Here is a 24,948-nt window from a genome sequence, read left to right as displayed (position 1 = left end):
ATTGATGCAAGCTGAGCCACCGCTTTCGCGAGCAAGCCCGCTCCCACGGGGGGGGGGTTGTGTTGAACACATTATTCATGAACACCACAAATCTACTGTGGGAGCAAAGCTTGCTCGCGATGGCGTTGGTACATTCAACATTGATGCAAGCTGAGCCACCGCTATCGCGAGCAAGCTTTGCTCCCACAGAGTCTCCTACTGACCACCACCTTGTGGGAGCGAGCCTGCTCGCGATGGGGCCAGCCCAGGCACTACAAAAACTCAACGCCTGTTGATAAACACCGACAGCGCCGCCACCGCCTCCGGCGAGCGCAGTCGCTGGGTGTCGGTCATGGTCGGTCTCGCGTCGGAAGATCAGCGCTCAACCACGGGTCAGGAAGACATCGGCCAGCAGTTGATTACGCGGCAGGCCAGCCAGGTACAGGCGTTTGGCAAAGGCCTCGACCCGGTCGGGATGGCCGCAGAGTAAGGCCTGGGTTTGCCGGGAAACAAGCCGCAGTTGCGCCAACGCAGAGGGCGCCTCGGCCGTGGTCAGCAGCTCCACGGTGAAGTGTTGATGCTTGGCCGCCAGTGCCGCCAGGGGTTTGGCCAAATAGTGCCCGGCAGCATCATGGGCCACGTGAATAAGACGAATCGTGCCTTGGTGATGCTGATGCAGGGCTGCGCGCAAAAGACCGAACAACGGTGCCAGGCCGGTGCCGGCCGCCAGTAGCCACAGCGGTTTATCGTGCCACTCGGGATCGTAATGCAGGGCGCCGCCGCGCAACTCACCGAGAACGATCGGGTCGCCCGCTTTCATCTGTCGCGCCGCGTCGATGAACTGGCCGGGTTCGCGGCAATCGAGGTGAAACTCCAGGAAGCGGTCTTCTTCGGGCAGGCTCGCCAGGGAATACGGGCGGGCGACGTCACCGGCCCACAGCACCAGATGCTGCCCCGCCTGGTAACGCAACGCCCGCTCAGGGATCACGCGCAGGCGCAGCACGTCGGGGCTCAGCCAATCCGCCGCCGCCACCTGGGCGGCGCGGCCGTCGCGTTGTGGGTCAAAGGTGTGGATCTGCACATCCTCCTCGATCACCTGGCACTGACACGCCAGCCGCCAGCCTTGCTCGCGCTGCTTGGGGCTCAAGGCGTCGGGTCGACTGTCGCGCACATCACCGTTCACGCACTGCACCAGACACGCATGGCAACTGCCGGCGCGACAACTGTAGGGCACCGCCACGCCTCCCTGATTCAGCGTGTCCAGCAGATTACTGCCCGTCGCCACCGTCCACTGCCGGTCGGCGACTTTTACTTCAGGCATCGACGTTCTCCCAGGCGGCGGCGCACCGATTGCGGCCATCTCGCTTGGCACGGTACAAGGCCTGGTCGGCACGCTGCAATGCGTTGTCCAGGTCGTCGCCCGTCTCCAGCATCGTCATGCCCACCGACAGGCTGAGGGAACCGACCTGCAAGCCGATCAACTCGACTTCAGTAAATGCCAGCCGCAACCGCTCGCAACAGGCCGTCAGCCGCGACGGGTCGCAGGCCGGCAGCAGCATGACGAACTCTTCGCCACCGTAACGGGCCAGTACATCGCCTTCGCGCAGGCAGGCCGTGGCGACGCCGGCGAATGCCTGAAGCACCTGGTCACCGGCGGCGTGGCCGTGCAGGTCGTTGATGCGCTTGAAATGGTCGAGATCGATCAAGGCCAGGCCATGGGCAACACCGGGCCTGAGCGTGTTGAGCTCCCGGGAAGCCAGGCGCAGGAAGTGTCGGCGGTTGAATAAACCGGTCAGTTCATCCGTGGCCACCAGATCTTCGAGCTGGCGCATCATGCCGCGCAGAGTGTCCTGGTGCGCCTGCAAGGCAAACCGCCGTTGACGCATGCGTTGGCGTGAGTTCTGCACGTAACTGGCGTAGAGCACCAGCCACACCAGCACGATAAACAGCACGCACACCTGCAACCCGGCCAGCGTGGGGTCGGGAAGCCTGAAGAAGTAGCCGTCCCAGAGGGTGATGGCGGTGAAACTGAAAAACACCAGCATCGCGCAGCGCACGAAGACCCGACGGGACAAGTGGAACAGCCCGAACAGCAGGATCAGCACATAGAACACCAGGAATACGCCTCGGGCCTGGTCCAGGTGCGCCATCACCCAGGTCTGCCAGCCCAGGCCGATCAGTACCTGTATTTCGGTGAGACTGGGGTCGGCGAACCGCAAGTTGCGGTCAGTGATAAACAGCGCGAACAGCCCTGCCTGGCACAACACCACCAACACGCTGCCGATGATGACATCGCGCAGCGAATCGAGGTAATGACCACTGAAAAATGCCAACCACAACAACACCAGTGCCAGCGCGTAAGTCGCGGCCGCCAAGGCGAAGCGTTTCAGCAAAAGACGTTGGATGGCGTTATGGGTCAATCGTTGACTCACCATGGGAAAGGAACTGACAGGAGGCGTCCTACGCTACAGGCCAGACGCCACTTTAGTGGCGTGTTCGACAAATGACCATTCAATTCTGGAGCAGAAAAATGGCGTCAAAGCAATGGCCCAATTGACGCAGGTGTTTGATGGCTGACTCATAACTGTTTGGACTAGGGAATAGGGTTAACCTGTGGCGAGGGGATTTATCCCCGTTGGGCTGCGAAGCAGCCCCAAGATGCCTGAAGGCGAACAACCTGACACACCGAGGTGACTGACTTTCAGGGCTGCTTCGCAGCCCAGCGGGGATAAATCCCCTCGCCACAAAGGCAGCTCGCTCCCACAGGGGGCCGGCCTGCGATATACTGCCGCGCCTTTTTAGCGTCGCGCCAGCATGCCCGGCGTGCCTTAAGAGGTGCCGCCCGTCGACCGATGCACCCAAGCGGCCGGCACCTTATTGAATGTTCCCGTCTTTAGAGAGGAGCGCGACTCATGACCGTGATCAAGCAAGATGACCTGATTCAGAGCGTTGCTGACGCCCTGCAGTTCATTTCCTACTACCACCCCGTGGATTTCATCCAGGCGATGCACGAGGCCTACCTGCGCGAAGAATCGCCGGCGGCCCGTGACTCCATGGCGCAGATCCTGATCAACTCGCGCATGTGCGCCACCGGCCATCGGCCGATCTGCCAGGACACCGGTATCGTGACCGTGTTCGTGCGCGTGGGCATGGACGTGCGTTGGGATGGCGCGACCATGAGCCTGGACGACATGATCAACGAGGGCGTGCGTCGCGCCTACAACCTGCCGGAAAACGTCCTGCGCGCGTCCATCCTCGCCGACCCGGCAGGTGCGCGCAAAAACACCAAGGACAACACCCCCGCGGTGATCCACTACTCCATCGTCCCGGGTAACACCGTGGAAGTGGACGTGGCGGCCAAGGGCGGCGGCTCCGAGAACAAGTCCAAGATGGCCATGCTCAACCCGTCCGACTCCATCGTCGACTGGGTGCTAAAGACCGTTCCGACCATGGGTGCCGGCTGGTGCCCACCGGGCATGCTGGGTATCGGCATCGGCGGCACCGCGGAAAAAGCGGCCGTCATGGCCAAGGAAGTGTTGATGGAGTCCATCGACATTCACGAGCTCAAGGCCCGCGGCCCGCAGAACCGTATCGAAGAGATGCGCCTGGAGCTGTTCGAGAAGGTCAACCAACTGGGCATCGGCGCCCAGGGCCTGGGTGGCCTGACCACCGTGCTCGACGTGAAGATCATGGACTACCCGACCCACGCCGCGTCCTTGCCGGTGTGCATGATCCCCAACTGCGCCGCCACCCGTCACGCCCACTTCGTGCTGGACGGCAGCGGCCCGGCGTCGCTGGAGGCACCACCTTTGGACGCTTACCCGGAAATCGTCTGGGAAGCCGGTCCGTCGGCGCGCCGCGTGAACCTCGACACCCTGACCCCGGAAGACGTGCAGAGCTGGAAGCCGGGCGAAACCGTGTTGCTTAACGGCAAGATGCTCACCGGTCGTGACGCGGCGCACAAGCGCATGGTCGAAATGCTGAACAAGGGTGAAACCTTGCCGGTGGACCTCAAGGGCCGCTTCATCTACTACGTCGGCCCGGTCGACCCGGTGGGTGACGAAGTGGTGGGCCCGGCCGGCCCGACCACCGCCACGCGGATGGACAAGTTCACCCGCCAGATCCTCGAGCAGACCGGCCTGTTGGGCATGATCGGCAAATCCGAACGCGGCCCGACCGCCATCGAAGCGATCAAGGACAACAAGGCCGTCTACCTGATGGCCGTCGGCGGCGCCGCTTACCTGGTGGCTCAGGCGATCAAGAAATCCAAGGTCCTGGCGTTCGCCGAACTGGGGATGGAAGCGATCTATGAGTTCGAGGTCAAGGACATGCCGGTGACCGTGGCGGTCGATAGCAAAGGCGAGTCGGTACACATCACCGGCCCGGCAATCTGGCAGAAGAAAATCAGCGAAAGCCTGGCGGTGGAAGTGCAGTAACACGCACTTTGACGCCGTGAAAAAGGCCGGTGGGCGACAAACCCACCGGCCTTTTTTTATAAGCAAAAAACCTGTGGGAGCAAAGCTTGCTCGCGATAGCGCTGGGTCAGCTTGCATCCATGCTGGATGTGCCTCAGTCATCGCGAGCAAGCTTTGCTCCCACACTGGATCTTCAGTGGGCCCCAGTTCTGTGCTCAGCCAAGCCTCTTCTGGGCTCCAATCCTGTGCTCAGCCAGGCCTCTTCTGGGGGCCAATCCCATGTTCAGCCAAGCGCCCTGCGACTGCCTTCAATTTCCCTGCCAACCAAGCCACTTCTATGGGAGCAATGCGCCTCTGTGGGAGCGGGCTTGCTCGCGATAGCGGTGCAACCATCAGCGAAGATGTTGGATGTGATGGACTGCTCGCGCCCACGGGATGCTCACCGCCGGGCGTGAGTTCAGCCGTTCATCGGCATGCCCGCCTACCTGTCAGATCTGACAGGTTACCCAATGACCATCTCTTGGCATCCTGAAGTCATGCCGGGTATTCGCCCTGGCGTCGGCTAACAGAGATGATCCCGATGGCAGAACAAGCACCCCTCCAGATCGTGCCCCCGACCATCGCCGGCAGTGCGTCTATCGCCACCCTCGGCAACAGCCTCGGCCCTGTCGGCACGCGAGGGGCAAGCTCTTTTGAACTGCCGTTACCCCTGTCCGCCGCCCGGCACCTGACGCCCGCGCTGACCGTGCATTACAGCAGCCAGGGTGGTAATGGCATCTTCGGTATCGGCATGCAACTTTCCATCGCCAGCATCACCCGTAAAACCAGCAGAGGTGTGCCGCACTACGCTGATGAGGATGTCATGGTCGACGCCGGTGGGGTTGACCGCTGGCCCGAACTCCACAACGAGGTACCGCTCATTCGCACGCTGGCAGGCCCCGGCAGTGCAACCTGCTCGGTGGTGCGCTATTACCCCAGGACCGAAAGCACCTTCGATATTTATGAATTGTGGACACCCACCGACGGCCAGGCACCGTTCTGGCGTGTCCAGGGCAGCAACGGCCATGTGTATTGCTACGGCAAAACCGACGCGTCGCGCATTGCCGAACCTGAAACCGAGCCTGAACCCGACGCCGAGCCCGATCCCCCAAAACCGCCACGCATCGCCGAATGGTTGCTGCTCGAAGAAGTCAGCCCGGCAGGCGAGCACATCTACTATGAGTACCAGGCTGACCCTGGCGCGCTGGACGGTCCCCATGACTACCGCGCTCAGCGCTACCTGCGGCGGGTGTGCTATGGCAACGCCAGCGCCAGTGACACCCTGTACTGCTTCGAAGACCCCGACCCGGCCCAGCGCAACTGGCACTTTCACCTGCTGTTCGACTATGGGCAACGCACCCTCGATCTTGCGCAACAACCTTCCTGGCAAGCACCCGAAGAGGCGCCCTGGCTGCTGCGCAGCGACCCGTTTCACACCTATCGATACGGTTTTGAGGTCGGCACGCGTCGCCTGTGTCATCAGGTGTTGATGTTCCACCACGTCCCCGCCGTGGCCGATACTGAACCGGCCCTGGTCCGGCGGCTGGTGCTGGAATACACCGCCACCGTGCTGGGCTACAGCCTGCTGACAGCCGCCCATTATCAGGACTGGGACGCTGAAGGCCGTGTCGATTACAACCCTCCGGTCGAGTTGCAGTACACCGATTTCGACCTCAACCTGGCACCCGAAAAATTCTTCGACCTTGAGACAATGCCCGCCCTCGAAGCCGGCCAGCATTACCAATGCGTGGACCTGTATGGCGAAGGTCTTCCGGGTTTTCTGTGCCGCTACACCGATGCCTGGTATTACCGCGAACCTGAGCGCGCCGGACCCGATGACGATGCCATCGGTTATGGGCCGTGGTCACGCCTGGACAGTATCCCGGTCGCCAGTCAAAAACCGGCAGTGATACAGGTGCTGACCGATCTGACCGGCAGCGGCCGCCTCAACTGGGTCATTGCCCAGCCTGGCATGAGTGGCTTCCATACCCTCAACCCGGACCGTAGCTGGTCGACCTTCACCCCGTTTGATCGTTTTCCCACGGAGTTCCTGCACCCCGCCGCGCAACTGAGCGATTTGAACGGCGACGGTTTGCGCTCCCTGGCCATGATCGGTCCCAAAAGCGTTCGGCTGTACGCCAATCTCCGCGAGCAAGGGTTCGCACCGGGGGTGAATGTTCCCCATGAGCCGGACAGCGCCCTGCCATTGTTCAGTGACTCGCGCAGCGAGCTGGTGCTGTTCGGTAATTTGCTGGGCAGCGACAGCACCGAGCTGTGCCGGATTCGCTTCGATGAAATCAAGTGCTGGCCGAACCTGGGGCACGGGCGTTTCGGCGAGGGTTTTGTCATGAGCGCCCTGCCCTTCAGCTACGAGCAATTCGACGCCGACCGGGTGCGGATCGCCGACCTGGACGGCGCCGGGGCGCCCGCGCTGATCTACCTGAACAGCGACTGTTTCGATATCTACCTCAACCACGGCGGCAATGGTCTTGAGCAAACTCCCGTCAAGGTGCAATGGCCGGCGGGCGTGCGGTACGACAACCTGTGCCAGGTCATCCTGGCCGATCTGCAGGGCCTGGGTTGCGCCAGTCTGATGCTGAGCGTGCCCCACATGCCCCCCGATATGAAGCCCAGACATTGGCGTTATGACTTCGTCGCGGCGCGGCCCTATCTGCTCAACGCCACCAATAACAATATGGGCTGCAGCACCATCCTGACCTATCGCAGCAGTGCGCAGTACTGGCTGGATGAAAAAGCACAGCGCCGGGTGAAGGGCGAGCAAGTGACCTGTTATCTGCCCATGGCCCTGCCGTTGTTGGCCTGTCAGCAACAGCTGGATGAAATCACTGGCAATTGCCTGACCCAGCGCTTCACCTATTTCGAAGGCGACTACGACGGCTATCACCGTGAGTTCCGGGGCTTCGGTCGGTTGCATCAGGTGGACAGCGAGCTGCCCGACGGTGAACTGGAAACCGGCTTTACCGCGCCGGTACTGGTCAAGACCTGGTTCCACACCGGCCGAACCGTCAATCAACCTCTCAAGGACTGTTTCGACGGCGACGATGACGCCGTGCCACTTGGCCCTGCGCTGTTGAGCCGTTTCCATGAAGGCGACGAGGCCGACGAGATCATCGTGCCCGACCCCGATACCGCCCGGGAAATGGCTTATGCCTTGGGCGGCCAGGTGTTGCGCACCGAAACCCATCCCGCCGACTCGAGCGATACGGCCCGGCCTTACACCGTGACGCAACAACGCTATTTGCTGCGCCAACCCCATCCCCACCACAAAAGCCTGCTGATACTGGATCTGGAGGCGCTCAGCCATCAATACGACGGTTTTACCCATGACCCGCAAAGCCAGCACGGCATCAATCTGAAATGGAATCTCTACGGCCAGCTTATTCACGGCTTCGTCATCCATTACGCCCGGCGCCTTACGCCACTCGACCCGCCCCCCTTCGACGATGAAGACGAGAACACCTGGTGGCTCGATGCCCATGATGAGCAGCAGCAAGTATTCCACCTTATCGAGAGCCGGGCCGAGCACCTGCACCTGTTCGACGAAACCGGCTTGCGTCAGCGCCTGGGCCTGCCCTGGCGCAGTCGGGCCAACGCTTTGCAACGCCCCAAAGGCGAACTGCCGCAAGGCCTCAACCCTCGCCAGATCAGCTATGAAACCTTCCTCGAACATCACGACTCCTCGCAATGGCAAGCCGCACGCCAATTGGTGGCGCTTGAGGAACAGAACTACCTGCGCGACGACCAAGGCGATGTTGCGTTCCAGGCGTTGCTCGGCCCGCTGGAGACGGCCGAGTTCGACAAGCAGGCGCTGGACGCCTACGACGCCGTGCCACCGCCCTTCGACATCCGCGGGCAACTGGAAGAAATCGGCTTTGAGCCCATGCAGTTGTTTCTGCCAGAAGATCCGGACGAAGACACCGCCGAAAATCTCTGGTCGAAAAAAAGCGGTTTTGCCACCTACCAATCGCTTGACGGCTTCTTCCGGATCAACGCCCTGCAGGAAACCCAAAGTCATGGTGTTACAACGCTGACGTACGATGCCTATCACCTGATGACCACCGCCATTACCCTGCCGGACGGCTGTACGACCCAGGTCGAATACAACTATCACTCGCTGTTGCCACAGACCATCATCGACGCCAACGACAACGTCCAGCAAGCGCTGTATGGCCCCGACGGTGTGCCTTTGGGCATTACGTTTTTCGGCACCGAAAATGGCCTGCCGGCAGGCTTCGATGCCATCGATACTTATGAGCCACCCGACGACGAGACACCGGCTTACGCCATCGAGCACCCCGAAGCGACCCTGGGCAGAATCGCCAGTGCCGTGCGCACCGACGAGTTCAGCTGGATGGGCGCGCTCGACCCCGCCCAAATCTCCCTTGCGCAGCGCAACGAGTGGATCAGCGCCCGCTACTTGATGCCCAGCGGCCATGTCCGCGCTTGGGCGCGCACTCACCTGGCGCGGCTGGCCGAACGCACCGCCGCCGAAGAACAGTTGTGGACGCTGATCCAGACCACGGCCCGGGAGCCGGTTCACAGCGTGGTACTGAGCGCCGATCGCTACCCGAACGATCCGTTGCAACAGATCCGCATCACCCTCAGCGCCATCGACGGATTCGGCCGCACCTTGCAAACCAAGCAGCGGGTCGAGCCTGGAGAAGCCTATGCCGTGGCCGAGGACGGCTCGCTGGTGTTGCAGAACGAGGAACCGTTGCAGCACCTGGCCGACCCGCGCTGGCGCGTCAGCGAACGGGTCGAATACAACAACAAAGGGCTGGTCACGCGGGTTTATCGGCCGTATTTCGCCGACGCCTGGCGCTACATCAACGACGCCTCGCTGCGCCTGCACGGCTACCACGACCAGCAGTTCTACGATCCGCCAGGACGCCTGGTCAAGGTCGTCAATGCCAAGGGCCATGAAGCCTGGCATGTGCATCATCCCTGGTACCTGTGCGACCACGACTACAACGACACGGACCCGGGAAGCTGACGAGTGAGCAGGCAAACTTACGGCGGTACACCGCGCCTGTCGGTACTTGACGCACGAGCAGGGTCGGTCAGGCGAGTGGACTACTGGCGCCGCTCGACCAACGACGACACTCAAACGCTGGTCACGGCCCAGGTGTATGACGTCGCCGGGCGCCTTATCGCCCGATGGGACCCACGTTTCTACGGTACGCAAACGGCCAACCTGCGCAACGTCTACAACCTCACCGGTCGCCCGCTGCGTACCACCAGCATCGATGGCGGATGGCGCCTGGCATTGCCGGGCCTGGCGGGTGAAACCTTGCAGCGCTGGGATGAGCGCGGCAGTCATTGGCGTGTTGCCTATGACCCGCAACTGCGCCCGGTGGCCCTGAAGGAAAGCAGTCAGGTCGCAGTTGATACCTTCAACTACGCCGATGCCACGGCCGATGCCGATCACAACCTGCGCGGGCAGTTGCTTGAGCAGGTCGACCCCTCGGGTACGGTGCGTCTGGACAGTTATGCCCTGGTCGGCCTGCCGCTCTGTGAGACGCGTATTTTTCACGACAGCAAGGCGTTTACCAGCCGTCGTCGCCTCGGGCCTTCGGGCGCGGTCCTTGAGCGGACCGATGCCGGTGAACACCAGCAACAGTCGCGCTACGATCTGGCCGGGCAGCTCAAGCAGGTGCAGTTGCGACTCAAGGGGCAAAGCGACTGGCAGCCGGTGTTGCACGATGCCCAATACAATGCCGCCGGGCAAATCATCGAACAGCACGCGGGTAACGGCGTTACCAGCCACTGGAGCTATGACCCGGCCAGCGCTCGACTGCTCAGACAACGTTCGCAAAAGACCCAGGCCCCCGCACTGATGGACTTCGAATATGTCCACGACCCGGTGGGCAACATCACCCGAATTTTCGACCACACCTATACGCCTAGCCATTTCGCCAACCAACGAGTCGACGGCCATCGTGCCTTCAGCTACGACTCGCTCTATCGGTTGACCCGTGCCAGCGGTTACGACGATGGCCCGCCCTCGGACACACCTGGCCTGCCCCTGCCGACCGACCCCAACAACCGGCTCAACTACCTGCAAACCTATGAGTATGACAAGGGCGGCAATCTGACCAAGCTCACCCATGTGCGTGAAGGCGCCGGTTACACCCGGCAGATGTTCATCGACCCGGGCAGCAACCGAGGGGTGCGATACCAGCCTGGTGACCCTGCCCCGTCATTCGACACGCTGTTCGATCGCCATGGCAATCTCCTGGCATTGCAGCCTGGACAGAACCTGCAATGGAACGCTCGGGACCAACTGGCAGCGATCACCCTGATCGACCGCGAAAACGCCGCCAATGACGAAGAACATTATCGCTATAGCCAGGGAGCACGGGTCTACAAGCGTCATGAAACCCATAGCGCCAAGCGCAACCATTTCCAGGATGTACGCTATCTCCCGGGCCTGGAGATCCGCACCCGGGACAACGGTGAGGAGCTGCACGTCATCACCCTCGATACCGGTTTCATCAACGTCCGCTGCTTGCATTGGGTGACGGGCAAGCCGGCAGACATCGACGCCGATCAATTGCGCTACAGCCTGGAAGACCACCTGGGCTCAAGCATGATGGAGCTGGATCAGCAGGCGCAATTGATCAGTCACGAAGGCTATTACCCGTTCGGCGCAACGGCATGGATGGTGGCGCGCTCGGCGATTGAAGCGAGCTACAAGACCGTGCGCTATTCGGGCAAGGAAATGGACCTCAGCGGGCTGTATTACTACGGCGCACGTTACTACGCGCCATGGCTGCAGCGTTGGGTCAGTGCCGACCCGGCAGGGGATGTGGATGGGCTGAACAGGTACACGTTCGTGGGGAACAATCCGCTGCGTTATCTGGATACTGACGGGCAGGCAAAAGCAGAAAGCGTGATCATGCTTTACTCAAATTTCCTTTCGGAACTCAGTGGACACTCCAATCAGTTACTGGGGCAACTTCACAATATTATCCAGCAGAAAAGTCCCGTCAGGAGCCTGATGGGGAATCTGGTGGGCGAGGTAGCAACCGGGGTCTTCGGCTATGAAGGCGGCGTGGTGGGCACAGAGCTGGTCGACGTGGTGCTGCCCGACGCACCTTTCACCACGCCCTATACAACGGTCAGCGGATTGGCGGGTGGCAACGCTGGCGGGGATGTCGCCGGCGCGATGGCAGAGCCGATTTTAAAGAGCACGAAGTTGATGGGCGCGCTCATACCGCAAACCTCACAGATGTCCGTTGAGGCCATTGATCGCAAGCTGGGTTACGCGCCAGCCAAGGAAATCAAGCACTGGCGGGATGTGAAGACTGAGCTGATCCACCCGGCGCTCAACACCGTCCTCAACCCGGTTTTTGTAATGAACAGGGTCATGACGTCGTGGATACCTATCATCCCCGCCACCCTCAATATGTTCGCCAGGGCCGTGGAGGCCGAAGACATCAAAAACCGGCTTGATCCGGTCAAGATCGCCAAAATAGAAACGATGCTCGCCGACTGGAAAACAGCGGTCGAGCAACGTTCCGCATGGGCCGAAAATGCTTTCAATACCCTGGGCCGAGACGTCATTTACCCGCGCGATGTGCTCCCCAACGTTAACTACATGACGCCCCCGGAAGTATTGGCACCCATCACACGATCGGGCTTGCGCCGCAAAACCCAGGCGACCCTTTCCGATATCGCACACGCGCAACGAGGGCTCGCCGAGTACAAAGCCATGGGGACAACGGACAACCAATACCTGAGACGGCACGCTCACTCCGCCGCCCCAAGGGGACTGAGATGAAGCATCGGGTGAAGCAGCAGGGCTCGTCCATCTCAACCAAGGATCAGACCGACGAACCCTCTGGAGGTCGTTGACCGATGACTAGCGTCCACTTCCATACGCCAGAGGTCATTGCCGTCGATGGCCGGGGCCTGCCCGTGCGACAAACCATGTACTTGCGCAGCCAGGCCTCTCCCCTCGCCGCCGCATTGATATCCCGCCAGCACCACAATCTCATCGGCCACCTCGTTGAGCAGTGGGACCCTCGTCTTTTCGGCCATGCCCCCAAACCCAACCAGGCCAACCTCTATAACCTCGCAGGTCATGCGCTGCGTAGCGACAGCGTCGATGCCGGATGGCGCCTGGAATTACCGGGCCTGGCGGGTGAAACCCGGCAACGCTGGGATCAGCGCGCCAATCATTGGCGTATTGCCTATGACCTTCAACTGCGCCCGATCGCCCTGGAAGAAAACGGCCAAGCCGAGGTCGACACCTTCACCTACGCCGACGCCACGGCCGATGCTGATCACAACCTGCGCGGGCAGTTGTTTGAGCAGAGTGACCCCTCGGGCACTGTGCATCTGGACAGTTACGGGCTGTCAGGCGAACCGTTGCGCCAGGTACGCCGTTTTACCGACGCTATCCCCCACATCTGTGAGCAAACCCTCGACGCCCTTGGCACCCCCGTGAGCCAGACCGACGCCGCTGGCCACCGCCGTTACCTGCGCCTGGACATCGGCGGGCAGCTCAAGCAGGTGGACTTGCAACTCAAGGACCAGGACACGCCACAACCGATTCTGCTGGACGCCCGCTACAACGCCGCCGGCCAGATCGAGCGGCAAGAGACGGCCAACGGCGTGACCAGTCGCTGGACCTATGACCCGGCCACCGATCAACTGAGCACCCTCAAGGCTGGAAAATCCGGGCAAGCCCTGCTCCAGAACCTGGCGTACCTGCATGACCCCATGGGTAATGTGCTACGTATCGAAGACCTTACCGTCGCCCCTCTGTTCTTTGCCAACCAGCGCATAGAGGGTCATCGCGACTTTACCTACGACTCGCTCTACCGTTTGCTCAGCGCCAGCGGTTTCGAGGGCGCGATACCTCACCTGCATCCCGGCTTACCCGAGCCAGTCGTCCCCATCGACCCCGGGCATCGTTTCAACTACACCCAGCTTTATGACTACGACGCCGGCAACAACCTGACCCGACTGCGTCAATGTTCGCGACGGCAACAATCACACCCGGACACTGCGCATCGACCCTCACAGCAACCGAGGCGTGCAGTGGACCGAAGGCGAACCTGAACCGGCTTTCGACGCGCTGTTCGATGCCCATGGCAACCAGCTTTACCTGCAACGCGGCGCGCAGTCGCTGGTGTGGGACGCTCGCGACCAGCTCAGTAAAGTCACCTTGCTCAAACGCGACAACGGTTTGCCGGACGATGACGAAACCTGTCTTTACAGCCAGGGCGAACGGGTCAGCAAGACCCACACCACCGCCAGCACTCGCCACGAAACGCGATATTTGCCGGGCCTGGAAATCCGCACCAGCAGCCACGGCGAACAACTGCACGTGGTCACCTGTGCATTGGCCCATGGAAGCGTTCGTTGCCTGCATTGGGAAGCCGGCCAGCCAAGCGCCATTGAAGCCGACCAACTGCGCTACAACCTCGACGATCACTTGGGCTCCAGCTCCTTGGAACTGGACCGCCACGGTGCCTTGATCAGCCTTGAGCACTACTACCCCTTCGGTGGCACCGCCTGGCGCGCCGCCCGCTCCAGCCTTGAAGTCGACTACAAGACCCTTCGTTATTCAGGCAAGGAAATGGACACCAGCGGGTTGTATTACTACGGCGCGCGTTACTACGCCCCGTGGTTGCAGCGGTGGGTCAGCGCGGACCCGGCGGGGGATGTGGACGGGTTGAACCTGTATGGCTTTGTCGGCAATAACCCGATGACGTTTACCGACGACCAAGGGTTGATCGTCGAGACCGCGGCCCAGAGAGATGCGAGAAAGGCCCAGAGCGCTGCCTATTGGCAACAGCGGAGCAAACGTAACCGACTGAACAAGGAGATCAGAAAGTTCACGGACATCATGAAGCTGACTTCACGCAGAGCCAGCGAAGCGCAAACTCAACTGGCCAGCCATCGCTCGACAACAGCACACATCCACTCCGCGGCGGTCCGTGTCGCCGCCCATGTAGGTGCACAGGCGATCAGTTACGGAACGGGGGTGGCGGTTGGCATCGCCACCGCCGCAATGGGCAGCGTCGCAGGCCCTCCCGGCATGGTGCTGGGAGCCGCGTTGGGATTCGCGACCAGCAAAGCGGTAAGCATTGGTCTGGATTATGCGCTGGAGCGGTTGAGTCTCAGCGCAGCGGTCAACTTCAAGAGCCGGAAACTGGACCCTGAAAAAATCGTCAGGAAAGGCGAATACAAAAATATGGACTTTTCTCACTATGCCAAGGCAAAAGCCCGGGACCTGGCCCATGCAGTCAGCGCGCCGTCCCAAAAGAACGTCTTGAAAGCGGGAAAGGAAGTGACCAGCACGGGCACCAAAATAGCGCTGAAAGCGACAGGAACCGTGGCCGCCAGCGAAGTAGGAGCCGTGGTTGGCGCTGTTTTGGGAACCATCGAAATCATTCATGAAATTGGCGCTGCAAGTCATGAACTGACCGAGGAAAAAATCGCCCGGGCAGATACGCACATCAACGGCATGATTGAAGTGTTGAACGCACAGATGGCCCACATCGATACGCTGTTTGCCGAGGCACAACTTGACGCCGTCAATACCTACCGGCCGCTCAGCAAAATATTTGGCCAATCCAGTGGCGACACACCGCAAAGCCTGAGAAGGGAAATGGAGGCAACCATCGGTCGATTGAGGAAGACCCAGAGCATGCTCAGATAAGCCTGGCGCCGGGGCCCATCGCCGCATACGGCGTGCTATCGTGCCCATCCCTCTCCAGCCCTTGAAACAGTCACATGCCGGCAATACCTCGTCCCTTGCGTCTGTCGTTGTACACCTTGCTAATCCTCGCTGGCGCCATCGTTGCCGCCACCCTGGCCATGCGTCACGCCGAACGCCAAGCCCTGGAGGAGGATGCCAGCCGGGCGAACCAACAATTGGCGTTGTACGCCAATTCCCTGCATACCCTGATCGAACGCTACCGCGCCCTGCCCGCCGTGCTGGCGCTGGACCCGGAGTTGCGCTCGGCCCTCAAGGGGCCGGTCAGCACAACGCAACAGGACGCGCTGAATCGAAAGCTGGAACAGATCAACGGCGCCGCAAAATCTTCCACATTGGAGTTGCTCGACCACACCGGCCTGGCCGTCGCGGCCAGCAACTGGCGCCTGCCCAGCAGTTATGTCGGGCACAATTACGGCTTTCGGCCGTATTTCCTCCAGACCCGAACCCAGGGCACCGGGCGTTTTTATGCGGTGGGTGTGACCAGTGGCATTCCGGGCTACTTCCTGTCCAGCGCAGTAACCGACGACGACGGTGAGTTCCTGGGCGCCATGGTGGTCAAGCTGGAGTTTCCTGAACTGGAACGCGAATGGCGCCAGGGCAGCGACACCTTGCTGGTCAGCGATGCACGGGGCATCATTTTCATCGCCAACCGAGAGGGCTGGCGTTATCGCCACTTGCAACCCTTGACCGATAGCGATCGCGCCGAGCTCAAGGCCACTCGCCAATACGACAAGCAGCCGCTGCAACCCTTGGCCGTTGAGCCGCTGCGACGCTTTGACGACAACAGTCATCTGGCCCGGGTCACGGCCCCCGATGGGCCCGCGGATTACCTGTGGGAGTCCTTGCCGTTGAGCACCGAAGGCTGGACGCTGCACTTGCTGCGGCGGCCGCAGATCGCCTTTGAAGACAGTCGCAACGCCGCGCTCGCCGCCGCCGGATTGTGGCTGGCCCTGGTGTTCCTGCTGCTGTTTCTCAACCAGCGCTGGCGCCTGGCGAAGCTGCGCCAGCGCAGTCGTGAAGAGCTCGAACGGCTGGTGGAGGAACGCACCCGGGATTTGCGCACCGCTCAGGACGGCCTGGTGCAATCAGCCAAACTCGCGGCCCTGGGGCAGATGTCGGCGGCCCTGGCCCATGAAATCAACCAACCGCTGACGACCCAGCGCATGCAACTGGCTACCCTGCGCCTGCTCCTGGATCACGGCCGGGTCGATGATGCCTACAAGGCCATCAAGCCCCTGGACGACATGCTGACCCGCATGGCCGCCCTCACCGGCCACCTGAAAACCTTCGCCCGCAAAAGCCCCAGCGGCCTGCGCGAACGGCTGGATCTGGCGGCGGTAGTAGACCAGGCACTGCAACTGCTGGACACGCGTCTGCGGGACGAACAGGTCAGCACGGTGCTGCACCTGAGCCGCCCGGCGTGGGTACGGGGCGATGCAATCCGTCTCGAACAGGTGCTGATCAACCTGCTGGGCAACGCCCTCGACGCCATGGCGGGCCAGCCGCTCAAACGCCTGCAAGTGCGTCTGGAAGCCGATGACCAGTTGTGGCGCCTGACCGTCAGTGACAGCGGCACCGGGATCGCCGAGGAGCATTTGAACCAGGTGTTCGACCCGTTCTTCACCACCAAGGCGGTGGGCGATGGCCTGGGCCTGGGCCTGGCGGTTTCGTTTGCAATCATTCATGAATCGGGTGGACGACTGACGGCCGACAATCATGAAAACGGCGCGCAGTTCTGCGTGACCTTGCCGATCGATCAGGAGGCACAGTTGCATGCTTAGCCTTTGCACACTGAAAAAAGTAATCGTCGTCGATGACGAGGCGAGCATTCGCAGCGCCGTCGAGCAATGGCTGAGCCTGTCGGGTTTTGACGTGCAGTTGTTCAGTCGCGCCGAAGAGTGCCTGGCGCAATTGCCGGGGAATTTCCCGGGGGTGATTCTCAGCGATGTGCGCATGCCCGGGCTCAGCGGCCTGGAGCTGCTGGCCGAAGTGCGCCGACGCGACCCGGACCTGCCGGTGATCCTGCTGACCGGCCACGGTGATGTGCCGATGGCCGTGGAAGCCATGCGCGACGGCGCCTACGATTTCCTGGAAAAACCCTTCACGCCCGAAACCCTGCTCGGCAGCCTGCGCCGGGCGTTGGACAAGCGCACGCTGGTGTTGGAGAACCGTCGCCTGCACGAGCGGGCCGACGTCAAAGACAAGCTTGATGGGACACTGCTTGGGGTTTCACGGGCGCTGCAAAACCTGCGTCGCCAAGTGCTGGACCTGGCGACACTGCCGGTCAACGTGTTGATCCGTGGCGAAACCGGCAGCGGCAAGGAGCTGGTCGCCCGTTGCCTGCACGACTTCGGTCCCAGGGCGAACAAACCCTTCGTGGCATTGAACTGTGCGGCCATCCCCGAACCGCTGTTCGAGGCCGAACTGTTCGGCCATGAAAGCGGCGCTTTCACTGGCGCCCAGGGCAAGCGCATCGGCAAGCTCGAATACGCCCACGGCGGCACGCTGTTTCTCGATGAAATCGAGAGCATGCCCCTGGCCCAACAGGTCAAGTTGCTGCGGGTGTTGCAGGAACAAAAGCTCGAACGCCTGGGGTCCAACCAGAGCATCCATGTGGACCTGCGCATCATCGCCGCCACCAAGCCTGACTTGCTCGACGAAGCCCGCGCCGGACGTTTTCGCGAAGACCTGGCCTATCGCCTGAACATCGCCGAGCTGCGCCTGCCGCCGTTGCGTGAACGGCGCGAAGACATTCCATTGTTGTTCGAACACTTCACCCACAACGCCGCCGAACGCCTGGGCCGCCCCGCCGTGCCCTTGAGCGGTGCGCAATTGAGTCATTTACTCGGCCACGACTGGCCGGGCAACGTGCGTGAACTGGCCAACGTCGCCGAGCGTCACCTGCTGGGACTGGATCAACCCCGCGTCCTGGACACGGAGCCTGGCCAGTCCCTCGCGGCCCGACAGGAAGCTTTCGAAGCTCAATGCCTGCGCGCCGCCCTGACGCGGCACAAGGGCGATGTGAAAGCGGTGCTCGAGGAGTTGCAACTACCGCGTCGCACCTTCAATGAAAAGATGCAGCGACATGGGTTGAGTCGGGAGATGTTCCTCTAGGGCTGCGCAATTTTTTGCGACTGTACTGGCCTCATCGCGAGCAGGCTCGCTCCCACAGGGATCTGTGGTGGACTTCAAATTTTGTGAACGATCCGAACCCGCTTGTATGGTAAGACTTGAAGGGAGGAGGAGGGACAAAGTCCGCTTCTGACTGTTAGCCGCAGTACAGACCGTGGGAGATTTCACCCCTCCTCCTTTCACCCAAGCGCCGATAAAGAATGCATCTGGCCTAGACCGACGATAGGAACAAGCCTGCGCCTCTGGGTGAACCCTTCAAGTGTTCAAACCTTAGCCCGGAGGATTTTCAATGGCAATGCCTGTCCCCATCACTCAGCCGATCGTAGGTGTTGATGTCGCCAAAGACGAGTTGGTGATTTTTCACGCCGAATCAGATCGACTCGAGACGATCCCCAACACTAAAGCGGCGATCAAGAAATGGCTCAAAGCCTTGTCTGCGCCAGTGAATGTCGCCATCGAAGCCACCAATATCTATCACTTGGAGTTCGCCGATCTGGCGCATGGGGCCGATTGCAGGATTTACATGGTCGGTGGTTATGAACTGAGTCATTACCGCAAGGGGTGAACGTTCGTGCTAAAACCGATGCTTTGGATGCTCAGCTACTGGCCCGTATTTAAAAAACGAAGGGCAAAATCTGACCCCTTGGACTCCACCATCACCTTTGTACCGTCGGCTTATAAGCCTTTTCCGGCGTCGGGCGGCCGTGGTTCAAGCTCGTGTCAGTCTTAAGCAAAGCTGGGCGAACGAGCCGCTGCTCAAGACCTCGTTCAATAACCAGATCAAGTCCATGCAGAGACTGGAAGCCCTGGTTGAAAAAACAATCCAGACAGAATTGAAGGAAGCCGGGCTGCTGGATCAGCTCAAACGCTGCATGAAAGTCGAAGGCATTGGCCTATTGAGCGGTGCCCGTTTGCTCGCATCCTTCCAGCGCGGAGACTTCAGAAATGCCGATGCCTTCATTGCCTTCCTAGGTTTGGACCTTCGCATATCGGATTCAGGGAAGAAAAAGGGCCGCCGCTGCCTGACCAAGCGAGGTGATCCGGAGGCGCGTAGGCTGATGCACAACGCCGCGATGTCAGCGCGTCGCACAACGGCATGGAAGGGGTTTTATGAAGCCTTGAGAGCCCGAGGGCTCAGCACGACTCAGGCATTGGTGGCACTGGCCCGCAAGCTTGCCCGAGTGGTATTTGCTCTGTTGAAGAACCAGAGCGAATACCAGCCAAAAAGTGTTTAGAGGGCTATTCAGGCACCATAGAATCTCCCACAGGGTTATGTGTACGCAGATCAAAATGTGGGAGCGAGCCTGCTCGCGATGAGGCCAGTACCAACAACACATCTCCCCTGAATAAGCGGATTCCCGCCCACCCCCAATCCAAGACAAGCGGATTTCCGCTCATTTCACACCGTAAACCCCTCTAGACCGGCCCTCTCCCACGTGGCACAGCTCCTGCTATAGCCCTGGCAGGCTGCGTTCCTACGCGCTCCACAAAAACAATTAAACGAAGGATCCTTCAATGGATAACTCCAACGCCCTTCCCCTCGGGTCGGCTGCCGCGCCCGCCCGTGAAAGAACCACCGCCAGCCGGATCAAATCGATTTTCAGCGGTTCGGTCGGCAACATGGTCGAGTGGTATGACTGGTACGTCTACGCCGCCTTCTCGTTGTACTTTGCCAAAGTATTTTTCCCGGCCGGCTCCTCGACGGCGCAACTGATGAAAACCGCCGCGATCTTCGCCGTGGGCTTTTTGATGCGCCCGATCGGTGGCTGGCTGATGGGCCTGTATGCTGATCGCGCCGGCCGTAAGGCAGCGCTGATGGCCTCGGTGTACCTGATGTGCTTCGGTTCGCTGATCATCGCCCTGAGCCCCGGCTATGAAACCATTGGCGTCGGTGCGCCAATCCTGCTGGTAGTCGCCCGTTTGCTTCAGGGCCTGTCGGTGGGCGGTGAATACGGCACCTCGGCAACCTATCTAAGCGAGATGGCCACCAAGGAGCGTCGCGGCTTCTTCTCCAGCTTCCAATACGTGACCCTGATCTCCGGCCAGCTCATCGCCCTCGGGGTGCTGATCGTGTTGCAACGCTTCCTGACCACCGAAGAGCTGTATGCCTGGGGCTGGCGCATTCCGTTCGCCATCGGCGCGTTGTGCGCGATAGTGGCGTTGTACCTGCGTCGCGGCATGGAAGAAACCGAGTCGTTCACTAAAAAGGAAAAAGCCAAGGAAAGCGCCATGCGCACCTTGATGCGCCATCCAAAAGAGTTGATGACCGTGGTCGGCCTGACCATGGGCGGCACCCTGGCGTTCTACACCTACACCACCTACATGCAGAAATACCTGGTGAACACTGTCGGCATGAGCATTTCCGACTCCACCACCATTTCCGCCGCCACACTGTTCCTGTTCATGTGCCTGCAACCGGTGATCGGCAGTTTGTCGGACAAGGTTGGTCGGCGGCCAATTCTGATCGCCTTCGGCATCCTGGGGACGTTGTTCACCGTACCGATCCTGACCACCCTGCACACCGTCCAGACCTGGTGGGGTGCGTTCTTCCTGATCATGGCCGCGCTGATCATCGTCAGCGGCTACACCTCGATCAACGCCGTGGTGAAAGCCGAACTGTTCCCCACCGAAATCCGCGCCCTGGGCGTCGGCCTGCCATACGCCTTGACCGTATCGATCTTCGGCGGCACCGCTGAGTACATCGCTCTGTGGTTCAAGAGCATCGGCATGGAAACCGGCTACTACTGGTACGTGACGGCGTGCATCGCCGTGTCGCTGTTGGTCTACATCACCATGAAAGACACCCGCAAGCATTCGCGGATCTTGACCGACTGACCTGCAAATACGCACAAACGAAAGGGGCGAACCTGAACGGGTTCGCCCCTTTTTTTGTGCCGTGTGTCTGAAGATTTATCCGACATTAATCTCTGGTTAATGCCTGCCCTGCATCCTCATCCTCAACAAACGCTGTTCGGATACGCCGGTGATGAGATTTATCGGCCGTCCACTGACAACCCACAACCAATCGATTAATTCGATTTGTTTTAGCATTTTTTTGCGATTTTTAATCAATTTAACAAGCGTAATATGAATTCACACCCAAGGCGATCAACGCCGACCACTTCGGAGAACGACCATGAAAACCAAACTGATCCTCGCCCTGACCCTGTCCGTACTGGCTGCCAACACCTTCGCCGCCGATGGCTTCGACCGCACCCAGTCGGCCATTGCCGCTGATGGCTACGACCGCACCGGCGCTGCCACGGTTGCCGCTGACGGCTTTGATCGCACCGGCTCGAACACTGTCGCTGAAGACGGCTTTGACCGCACCGGCTCGAACACTGTCGCTGAAGACGGCTTTGACCGCACCGGCTCGAACACTGTCGCTGAAGACGGCTTTGATCGCACCAACTCGAACACTGTCGCTGAAGACGGCTTTGACCGCACCGGCTCGAACACTGTCGCTGAAGACGGCTTTGACCGCACCGGCTCGAACACTGTCGCTGAAGACGGCTTCGACCGCACCGGCTCGAACACTGTCGCTGAAGACGGCTTTGATCGCACCAACACTGCCTCTCTCAGCTAATCCCAACGAGGCTCTCTCACAGCCCGGCTTCGGCCGGGCTTAGTTGTTTTTGGGGTACAGGAAAACGGCCAGCCTCAAGCCGAACACAAAAGTGCTCTCACTGAAGAACAAAATGTGGGAGCGGGCTTGCTCGCGAATGCGGTGTGCCAGCCAGCATCTATATCAACTGACTGACCGCATTCGCGAGCAAGCCCGCTCCCACAAGGTTCCAAGGTGCTGACAAAAACAGTCGCCCCCGGCACTATCCACACCATCCTCAAAATCCATCCTCAGGACCTTCGCCCCATGCCCGACGACATCCACTACTACGAACCCGCCCAGGGCCACGGCCTGCCGCACGACCCGTTCAATGCCATCGTCGGCCCGCGCCCCATCGGCTGGATTTCCTCCCAGGACGCCGAAGGTCACCTGAACCTGGCGCCCTACAGTTTTTTCAACGCCTTCAACTACATTCCGCCAATCATCGGGTTCTGCAGCGTCGGGCGCAAAGACAGCCTGAACAACATCGAACAGACCGGCGAATTCGCCTGGAACCTTGCGACACGCCCGTTGGCCGAGCAGATGAACCAGAGCTGCGCCATGGTCGCACCACAGGTCAATGAATTCGAACTGGCCGGTTTGACGCCAGCGCCATCACGGGTGATCCAGGTGCCACGCGTGGCGCAAAGCCCGGTGTCCTTCGAATGCAAGGTCACCCAGATCATCCAGTTGCAGCGCGCGGACAAGGCATTGGTGCCCAGTTGGCTGATCCTCGGCGAAGTGGTCGCCGTGCATATCGCCAAATGGCTGTTGAAGGATGGGGTGTACGACACCGCCGCCGCCGAGCCGATTTTGCGCGGCGGCGGACCGGCGGATTATTTCCAGCTGGGCCCTGAGGCGCTATTCAAGATGCACCGTCCTCAATAGAAGGTTGCACATCACACCTTGTGGCGAGGGGATTTATCCCCGCTGGGCTGCGTAGCAGCCCCAAATCGGTAGGTTTGACACCGAGGTGACTGGACTGTATTCAGGGCCGCTTCGCGCCCCAGCGGGGATAAATCCCCTCGCCACAGGGTGATGCTGATTACCAAATCAGCTCGCCCTCATCGCCCACACCCTTGAGATGGGTCAACTCAATGGCCGCAGCCGAGTCGGCATCAGTGGCAGTCTTGAACGTCTGTTCTTCAAGCACCTTGTTAAAACGCGGCGCACCGGAACCACCAATGGCTTTGGTGGCAATCGCCGCGTAGTAGCCGCCGCCCTCTTTGGGGACGACTGCGGAAACAGCTTCGAAGGTTTCAAAGGCTTTGCGTGCCATATTGCGCATCCTGGCGATGGGAAATGACGCTCATTAAACCTTCAACCCGCCAGTTTGTGTACCTTCGCCAGGCACCCTTCGGTCGCCTGGGCAGCGGACACTTCCCTGAAGGTGTGGAAATCCAGGCTGCTTACCACCAGGTCCTGCACCAGTTCAGCGAAGATCGCCATGGCCGGTGAGTTGAAATAAGCATCCATCGCCTGTTGATTGACCCACAGCCCGGACACCAGCCACAGATCGGCGTCGCATTGCGATTGCTGCAAGGCAAAATGCAGGCATCCGGGAGCCTGGCGCGAAGGCGCGATCAGGGTACTCAGGCGTGCCCCCAATGGCTTGGAGCAACCGGAACGGGCCCGCACAAAGGCCATATGACTGACGGGGATCTGTGTAGACATGTTCAACCCTCCCAGGTAATCCGTTGTGCAGCCCGGGACAGGCTGCGACAGGATCAAAGGTTAAGCGCCACGACGCCAGCCTTGTTAGTCGATTCCTGCCGACCCATTGCACATTCCTGCGCGGGAGCGGGACCCAATCGGCCCTCCATCCGCGAAGAGCCGAGAAAGTTGAAACAAAAGGTTTCAAGCAAGTTTCGGTCACATTATGCCGTTGCGATTCGATGCGCCGTGCAGGATCAGGCAAGCTTTCGACAGGATGTGGCTACCACTGCAACTTGCACAAACATAAGCTTTGTTCATCGCTCCCCATTTCCTGAGGATTCCGGCATGTCGCCGCTTGACCACGCCCACGTCCCGCTGGACACGTATCTGGAACAACAGCGCGCCGAACTGGCGTCGATCATCACCCGCAATACCAGTGAAGACGGCAGCTACGCCACGGCCATCGACTCGCTGAATCTGTCGCGCCACAGCCAAGCCCATCAATTCGCACCGGTGCTGGCGCGACCGGCGCTGTGCATCATGGCCCAGGGCAGCAAACAGGTGCGCCTGGCGGATGAGTTGTTCAACTACGACCCGCTCCATTACCTGGTGGTCTCGGTCTCGATGCCTCTGAGTGGTTGCATCGCCAGCGTTTCGCCTGACCAGCCGATCCTGGCCCTGCGCCTGGACATCGATCCGGCGGAAATCACCGCACTGATCGCCGACGCGGGCCCCCTGGGCGTACCCACGCGCCCCACCGGTCGCGGCCTGTATGTAGAACGGCTGGACACGCCGATGCTCGACGCCGTGTTGCGCCTGGCGCGGTTGCTGGACAGCCCGAAAGATATCGCCATGCTCGCGCCCCTGGTGCGCCGGGAGATTCTGTACCGTCTGCTGCGCAGCCCCCAGGGCTATCGGCTGTACGAGATCGCCATCACCAACAGCCAGAGCCATCGCATCAGTCAGGCGATCAAATGGCTCAACGGCCATTTCGAGCAACCGTTGCGCATCGATGACCTGGCCCGGGAAGTGAACCTCAGCGTCTCGACCCTGCATCACCGCTTCAAGGCCATGACGGCCATGAGCCCGCTGCAATACCAGAAGCAACTGCGCCTTCAGGAAGCCCGGCGACTGATGCTGGCCGAAGGGCTGGAAGCCTCGGCGGCGGGGTATCGGGTGGGGTATGAAAGCCCTTCGCAGTTCAGCCGCGAGTACAGCCGCCTGTTCGGCGCGCCGCCGCTGCGGGATCTGGCGCGGTTGCAGTTGACGGTTTGACTCGGTGCCTTATTGACTGGGCCGCCCCCTTCGCGAGCAAGCCCGCTCCCACATTTTGACCTGTGTATGCAGGACCCTGTGGGAGCGGGCTT

15 protein-coding genes and 1 pseudogene are annotated in these 24,948 nt (G+C 60.7%); 12 read left to right on the top strand and 4 right to left on the bottom strand.

Going from position 1 to position 24,948, the window contains the following annotated elements; translation table 11 throughout:
* Nucleotides 1-361 precede the first annotated feature (361 nt).
* Together PSH57_RS05715 and PSH57_RS05710 are read right to left on the bottom strand one after the other, a co-directional pair.
* Nucleotides 362-1,300 (bottom strand): iron-sulfur-binding ferredoxin reductase, encoded by a 939-nt coding sequence (locus tag PSH57_RS05715; protein WP_305444850.1) that lies wholly within the window; start codon nt 1,298-1,300, stop codon nt 362-364.
* Nucleotides 1,293-2,399, bottom strand: coding sequence for a GGDEF domain-containing protein (locus PSH57_RS05710; protein ID WP_256230498.1), 1,107 nt, complete (start codon nt 2,397-2,399; stop codon nt 1,293-1,295). Before PSH57_RS05710 ends, PSH57_RS05715 begins: the two co-directional genes overlap by 8 nt.
* 492 nt (nt 2,400-2,891) lie before the next feature.
* Here PSH57_RS05710 and PSH57_RS05705 point away from each other — a divergent pair, with 492 nt between their 5' ends.
* The 11 genes and pseudogenes from PSH57_RS05705 to PSH57_RS05655 all read left to right on the top strand — a co-directional run bounded on the left by PSH57_RS05705 (nt 2,892) and on the right by PSH57_RS05655 (nt 22,813).
* Complete coding sequence (locus tag PSH57_RS05705) at nt 2,892-4,415, top strand: fumarate hydratase (RefSeq protein WP_058546051.1); 1,524 nt, start codon at nt 2,892-2,894, stop codon at nt 4,413-4,415.
* 559 nt (nt 4,416-4,974) lie between these two features.
* A complete protein-coding gene (locus PSH57_RS05700) occupies nt 4,975-9,447 on the top strand; it encodes a SpvB/TcaC N-terminal domain-containing protein (protein ID WP_305388345.1) in 4,473 nt (1,490 codons plus the stop codon).
* A 3-nt stretch (nt 9,448-9,450) separates the two neighbouring features.
* Complete coding sequence (locus PSH57_RS05695; protein ID WP_305388343.1) at nt 9,451-12,237, top strand: RHS repeat domain-containing protein; 2,787 nt, start codon at nt 9,451-9,453, stop codon at nt 12,235-12,237.
* Between the two features lie 77 nt (nt 12,238-12,314).
* Entirely contained in the window at nt 12,315-13,523 is a 1,209-nt protein-coding gene (locus tag PSH57_RS05690) for an RHS repeat domain-containing protein (RefSeq protein WP_305444849.1), read from the top strand.
* The gene (locus PSH57_RS05685; RefSeq protein WP_305444847.1) at nt 13,498-15,129 is read left to right on the top strand and encodes an RHS repeat-associated core domain-containing protein; all 1,632 of its coding nucleotides are present in this window, start codon (nt 13,498-13,500) and stop codon (nt 15,127-15,129) included. The genes PSH57_RS05690 and PSH57_RS05685 overlap by 26 nt, the downstream gene beginning before the upstream one ends.
* A gap of 74 nt (nt 15,130-15,203) precedes the next feature.
* On the top strand, nt 15,204-16,970 hold the full coding sequence (locus PSH57_RS05680; RefSeq protein ID WP_305388337.1) for a sensor histidine kinase: 1,767 nt from the start codon (nt 15,204-15,206) through the stop codon (nt 16,968-16,970).
* A complete protein-coding gene (locus tag PSH57_RS05675; protein ID WP_305388335.1) occupies nt 16,963-18,303 on the top strand; it encodes a sigma-54-dependent transcriptional regulator in 1,341 nt (446 codons plus the stop codon). The genes PSH57_RS05680 and PSH57_RS05675 overlap by 8 nt, the downstream gene beginning before the upstream one ends.
* 307 nt (nt 18,304-18,610) lie before the next feature.
* Nucleotides 18,611-19,556: pseudogene (locus tag PSH57_RS05670) on the top strand (IS110 family RNA-guided transposase).
* 280 nt (nt 19,557-19,836) lie between these two features.
* Entirely contained in the window at nt 19,837-21,156 is a 1,320-nt protein-coding gene (locus tag PSH57_RS05665; protein WP_305388333.1) for an MFS transporter, read from the top strand.
* A 301-nt stretch (nt 21,157-21,457) separates the two neighbouring features.
* Nucleotides 21,458-21,907: a heme utilization protein gene (locus PSH57_RS05660; RefSeq protein WP_305388331.1), complete on the top strand. Its 450-nt coding sequence runs from the start codon at nt 21,458-21,460 to the stop codon at nt 21,905-21,907.
* 285 nt (nt 21,908-22,192) lie between these two features.
* The gene (locus tag PSH57_RS05655) at nt 22,193-22,813 is read left to right on the top strand and encodes a flavin reductase family protein (RefSeq protein WP_305388330.1); all 621 of its coding nucleotides are present in this window, start codon (nt 22,193-22,195) and stop codon (nt 22,811-22,813) included.
* 157 nt (nt 22,814-22,970) lie between these two features.
* On the opposite strand, the gene PSH57_RS05650 is transcribed toward PSH57_RS05655, so the two are convergent.
* Together PSH57_RS05650 and PSH57_RS05645 are read right to left on the bottom strand one after the other, a co-directional pair.
* Nucleotides 22,971-23,204: a hypothetical protein gene (locus PSH57_RS05650; protein ID WP_305388328.1), complete on the bottom strand. Its 234-nt coding sequence runs from the start codon at nt 23,202-23,204 to the stop codon at nt 22,971-22,973.
* 41 nt (nt 23,205-23,245) lie between these two features.
* On the bottom strand, nt 23,246-23,599 hold the full coding sequence (locus PSH57_RS05645) for a putative quinol monooxygenase (protein ID WP_107321945.1): 354 nt from the start codon (nt 23,597-23,599) through the stop codon (nt 23,246-23,248).
* Between the two features lie 327 nt (nt 23,600-23,926).
* Here PSH57_RS05645 and PSH57_RS05640 point away from each other — a divergent pair, with 327 nt between their 5' ends.
* Nucleotides 23,927-24,856 carry an AraC family transcriptional regulator gene (locus PSH57_RS05640; protein ID WP_305388322.1) on the top strand — a complete coding sequence of 310 codons (930 nt, stop codon included), beginning with the start codon at nt 23,927-23,929 and terminating at the stop codon, nt 24,854-24,856.
* The last annotated feature ends 92 nt before the right edge of the window (nt 24,857-24,948 follow it).

The sequence above is a fragment of the Pseudomonas hefeiensis genome (genome assembly GCF_030687835.1).
In the GTDB taxonomy this organism is placed as follows: Bacteria; Pseudomonadota; Gammaproteobacteria; order Pseudomonadales; family Pseudomonadaceae; genus Aquipseudomonas; species Aquipseudomonas hefeiensis.
This window is presented reverse-complemented; position numbering and strand designations above follow the sequence as displayed.

What these genes read in the sequence shown, in the direction of transcription:
- PSH57_RS05715 (WP_305444850.1), bottom strand. Translation starts at nt 1,300, where the DNA reads ATGCCTGAAGTAAAAGTCGCCGACCGGCAGTGGACGGTGGCGACGGGC.
- PSH57_RS05705 (WP_058546051.1), top strand. Translation starts at nt 2,892, where the DNA reads ATGACCGTGATCAAGCAAGATGACCTGATTCAGAGCGTTGCTGACGCC.
- PSH57_RS05700 (WP_305388345.1), top strand. Translation starts at nt 4,975, where the DNA reads ATGGCAGAACAAGCACCCCTCCAGATCGTGCCCCCGACCATCGCCGGC.
- PSH57_RS05690 (WP_305444849.1), top strand. Translation starts at nt 12,315, where the DNA reads ATGACTAGCGTCCACTTCCATACGCCAGAGGTCATTGCCGTCGATGGC.
- PSH57_RS05680 (WP_305388337.1), top strand. Translation starts at nt 15,204, where the DNA reads ATGCCGGCAATACCTCGTCCCTTGCGTCTGTCGTTGTACACCTTGCTA.
- PSH57_RS05675 (WP_305388335.1), top strand. Translation starts at nt 16,963, where the DNA reads ATGCTTAGCCTTTGCACACTGAAAAAAGTAATCGTCGTCGATGACGAG.
- PSH57_RS05665 (WP_305388333.1), top strand. Translation starts at nt 19,837, where the DNA reads ATGGATAACTCCAACGCCCTTCCCCTCGGGTCGGCTGCCGCGCCCGCC.
- PSH57_RS05660 (WP_305388331.1), top strand. Translation starts at nt 21,458, where the DNA reads ATGAAAACCAAACTGATCCTCGCCCTGACCCTGTCCGTACTGGCTGCC.
- PSH57_RS05655 (WP_305388330.1), top strand. Translation starts at nt 22,193, where the DNA reads ATGCCCGACGACATCCACTACTACGAACCCGCCCAGGGCCACGGCCTG.
- PSH57_RS05650 (WP_305388328.1), bottom strand. Translation starts at nt 23,204, where the DNA reads ATGGCACGCAAAGCCTTTGAAACCTTCGAAGCTGTTTCCGCAGTCGTC.
- PSH57_RS05645 (WP_107321945.1), bottom strand. Translation starts at nt 23,599, where the DNA reads ATGTCTACACAGATCCCCGTCAGTCATATGGCCTTTGTGCGGGCCCGT.
- PSH57_RS05640 (WP_305388322.1), top strand. Translation starts at nt 23,927, where the DNA reads ATGTCGCCGCTTGACCACGCCCACGTCCCGCTGGACACGTATCTGGAA.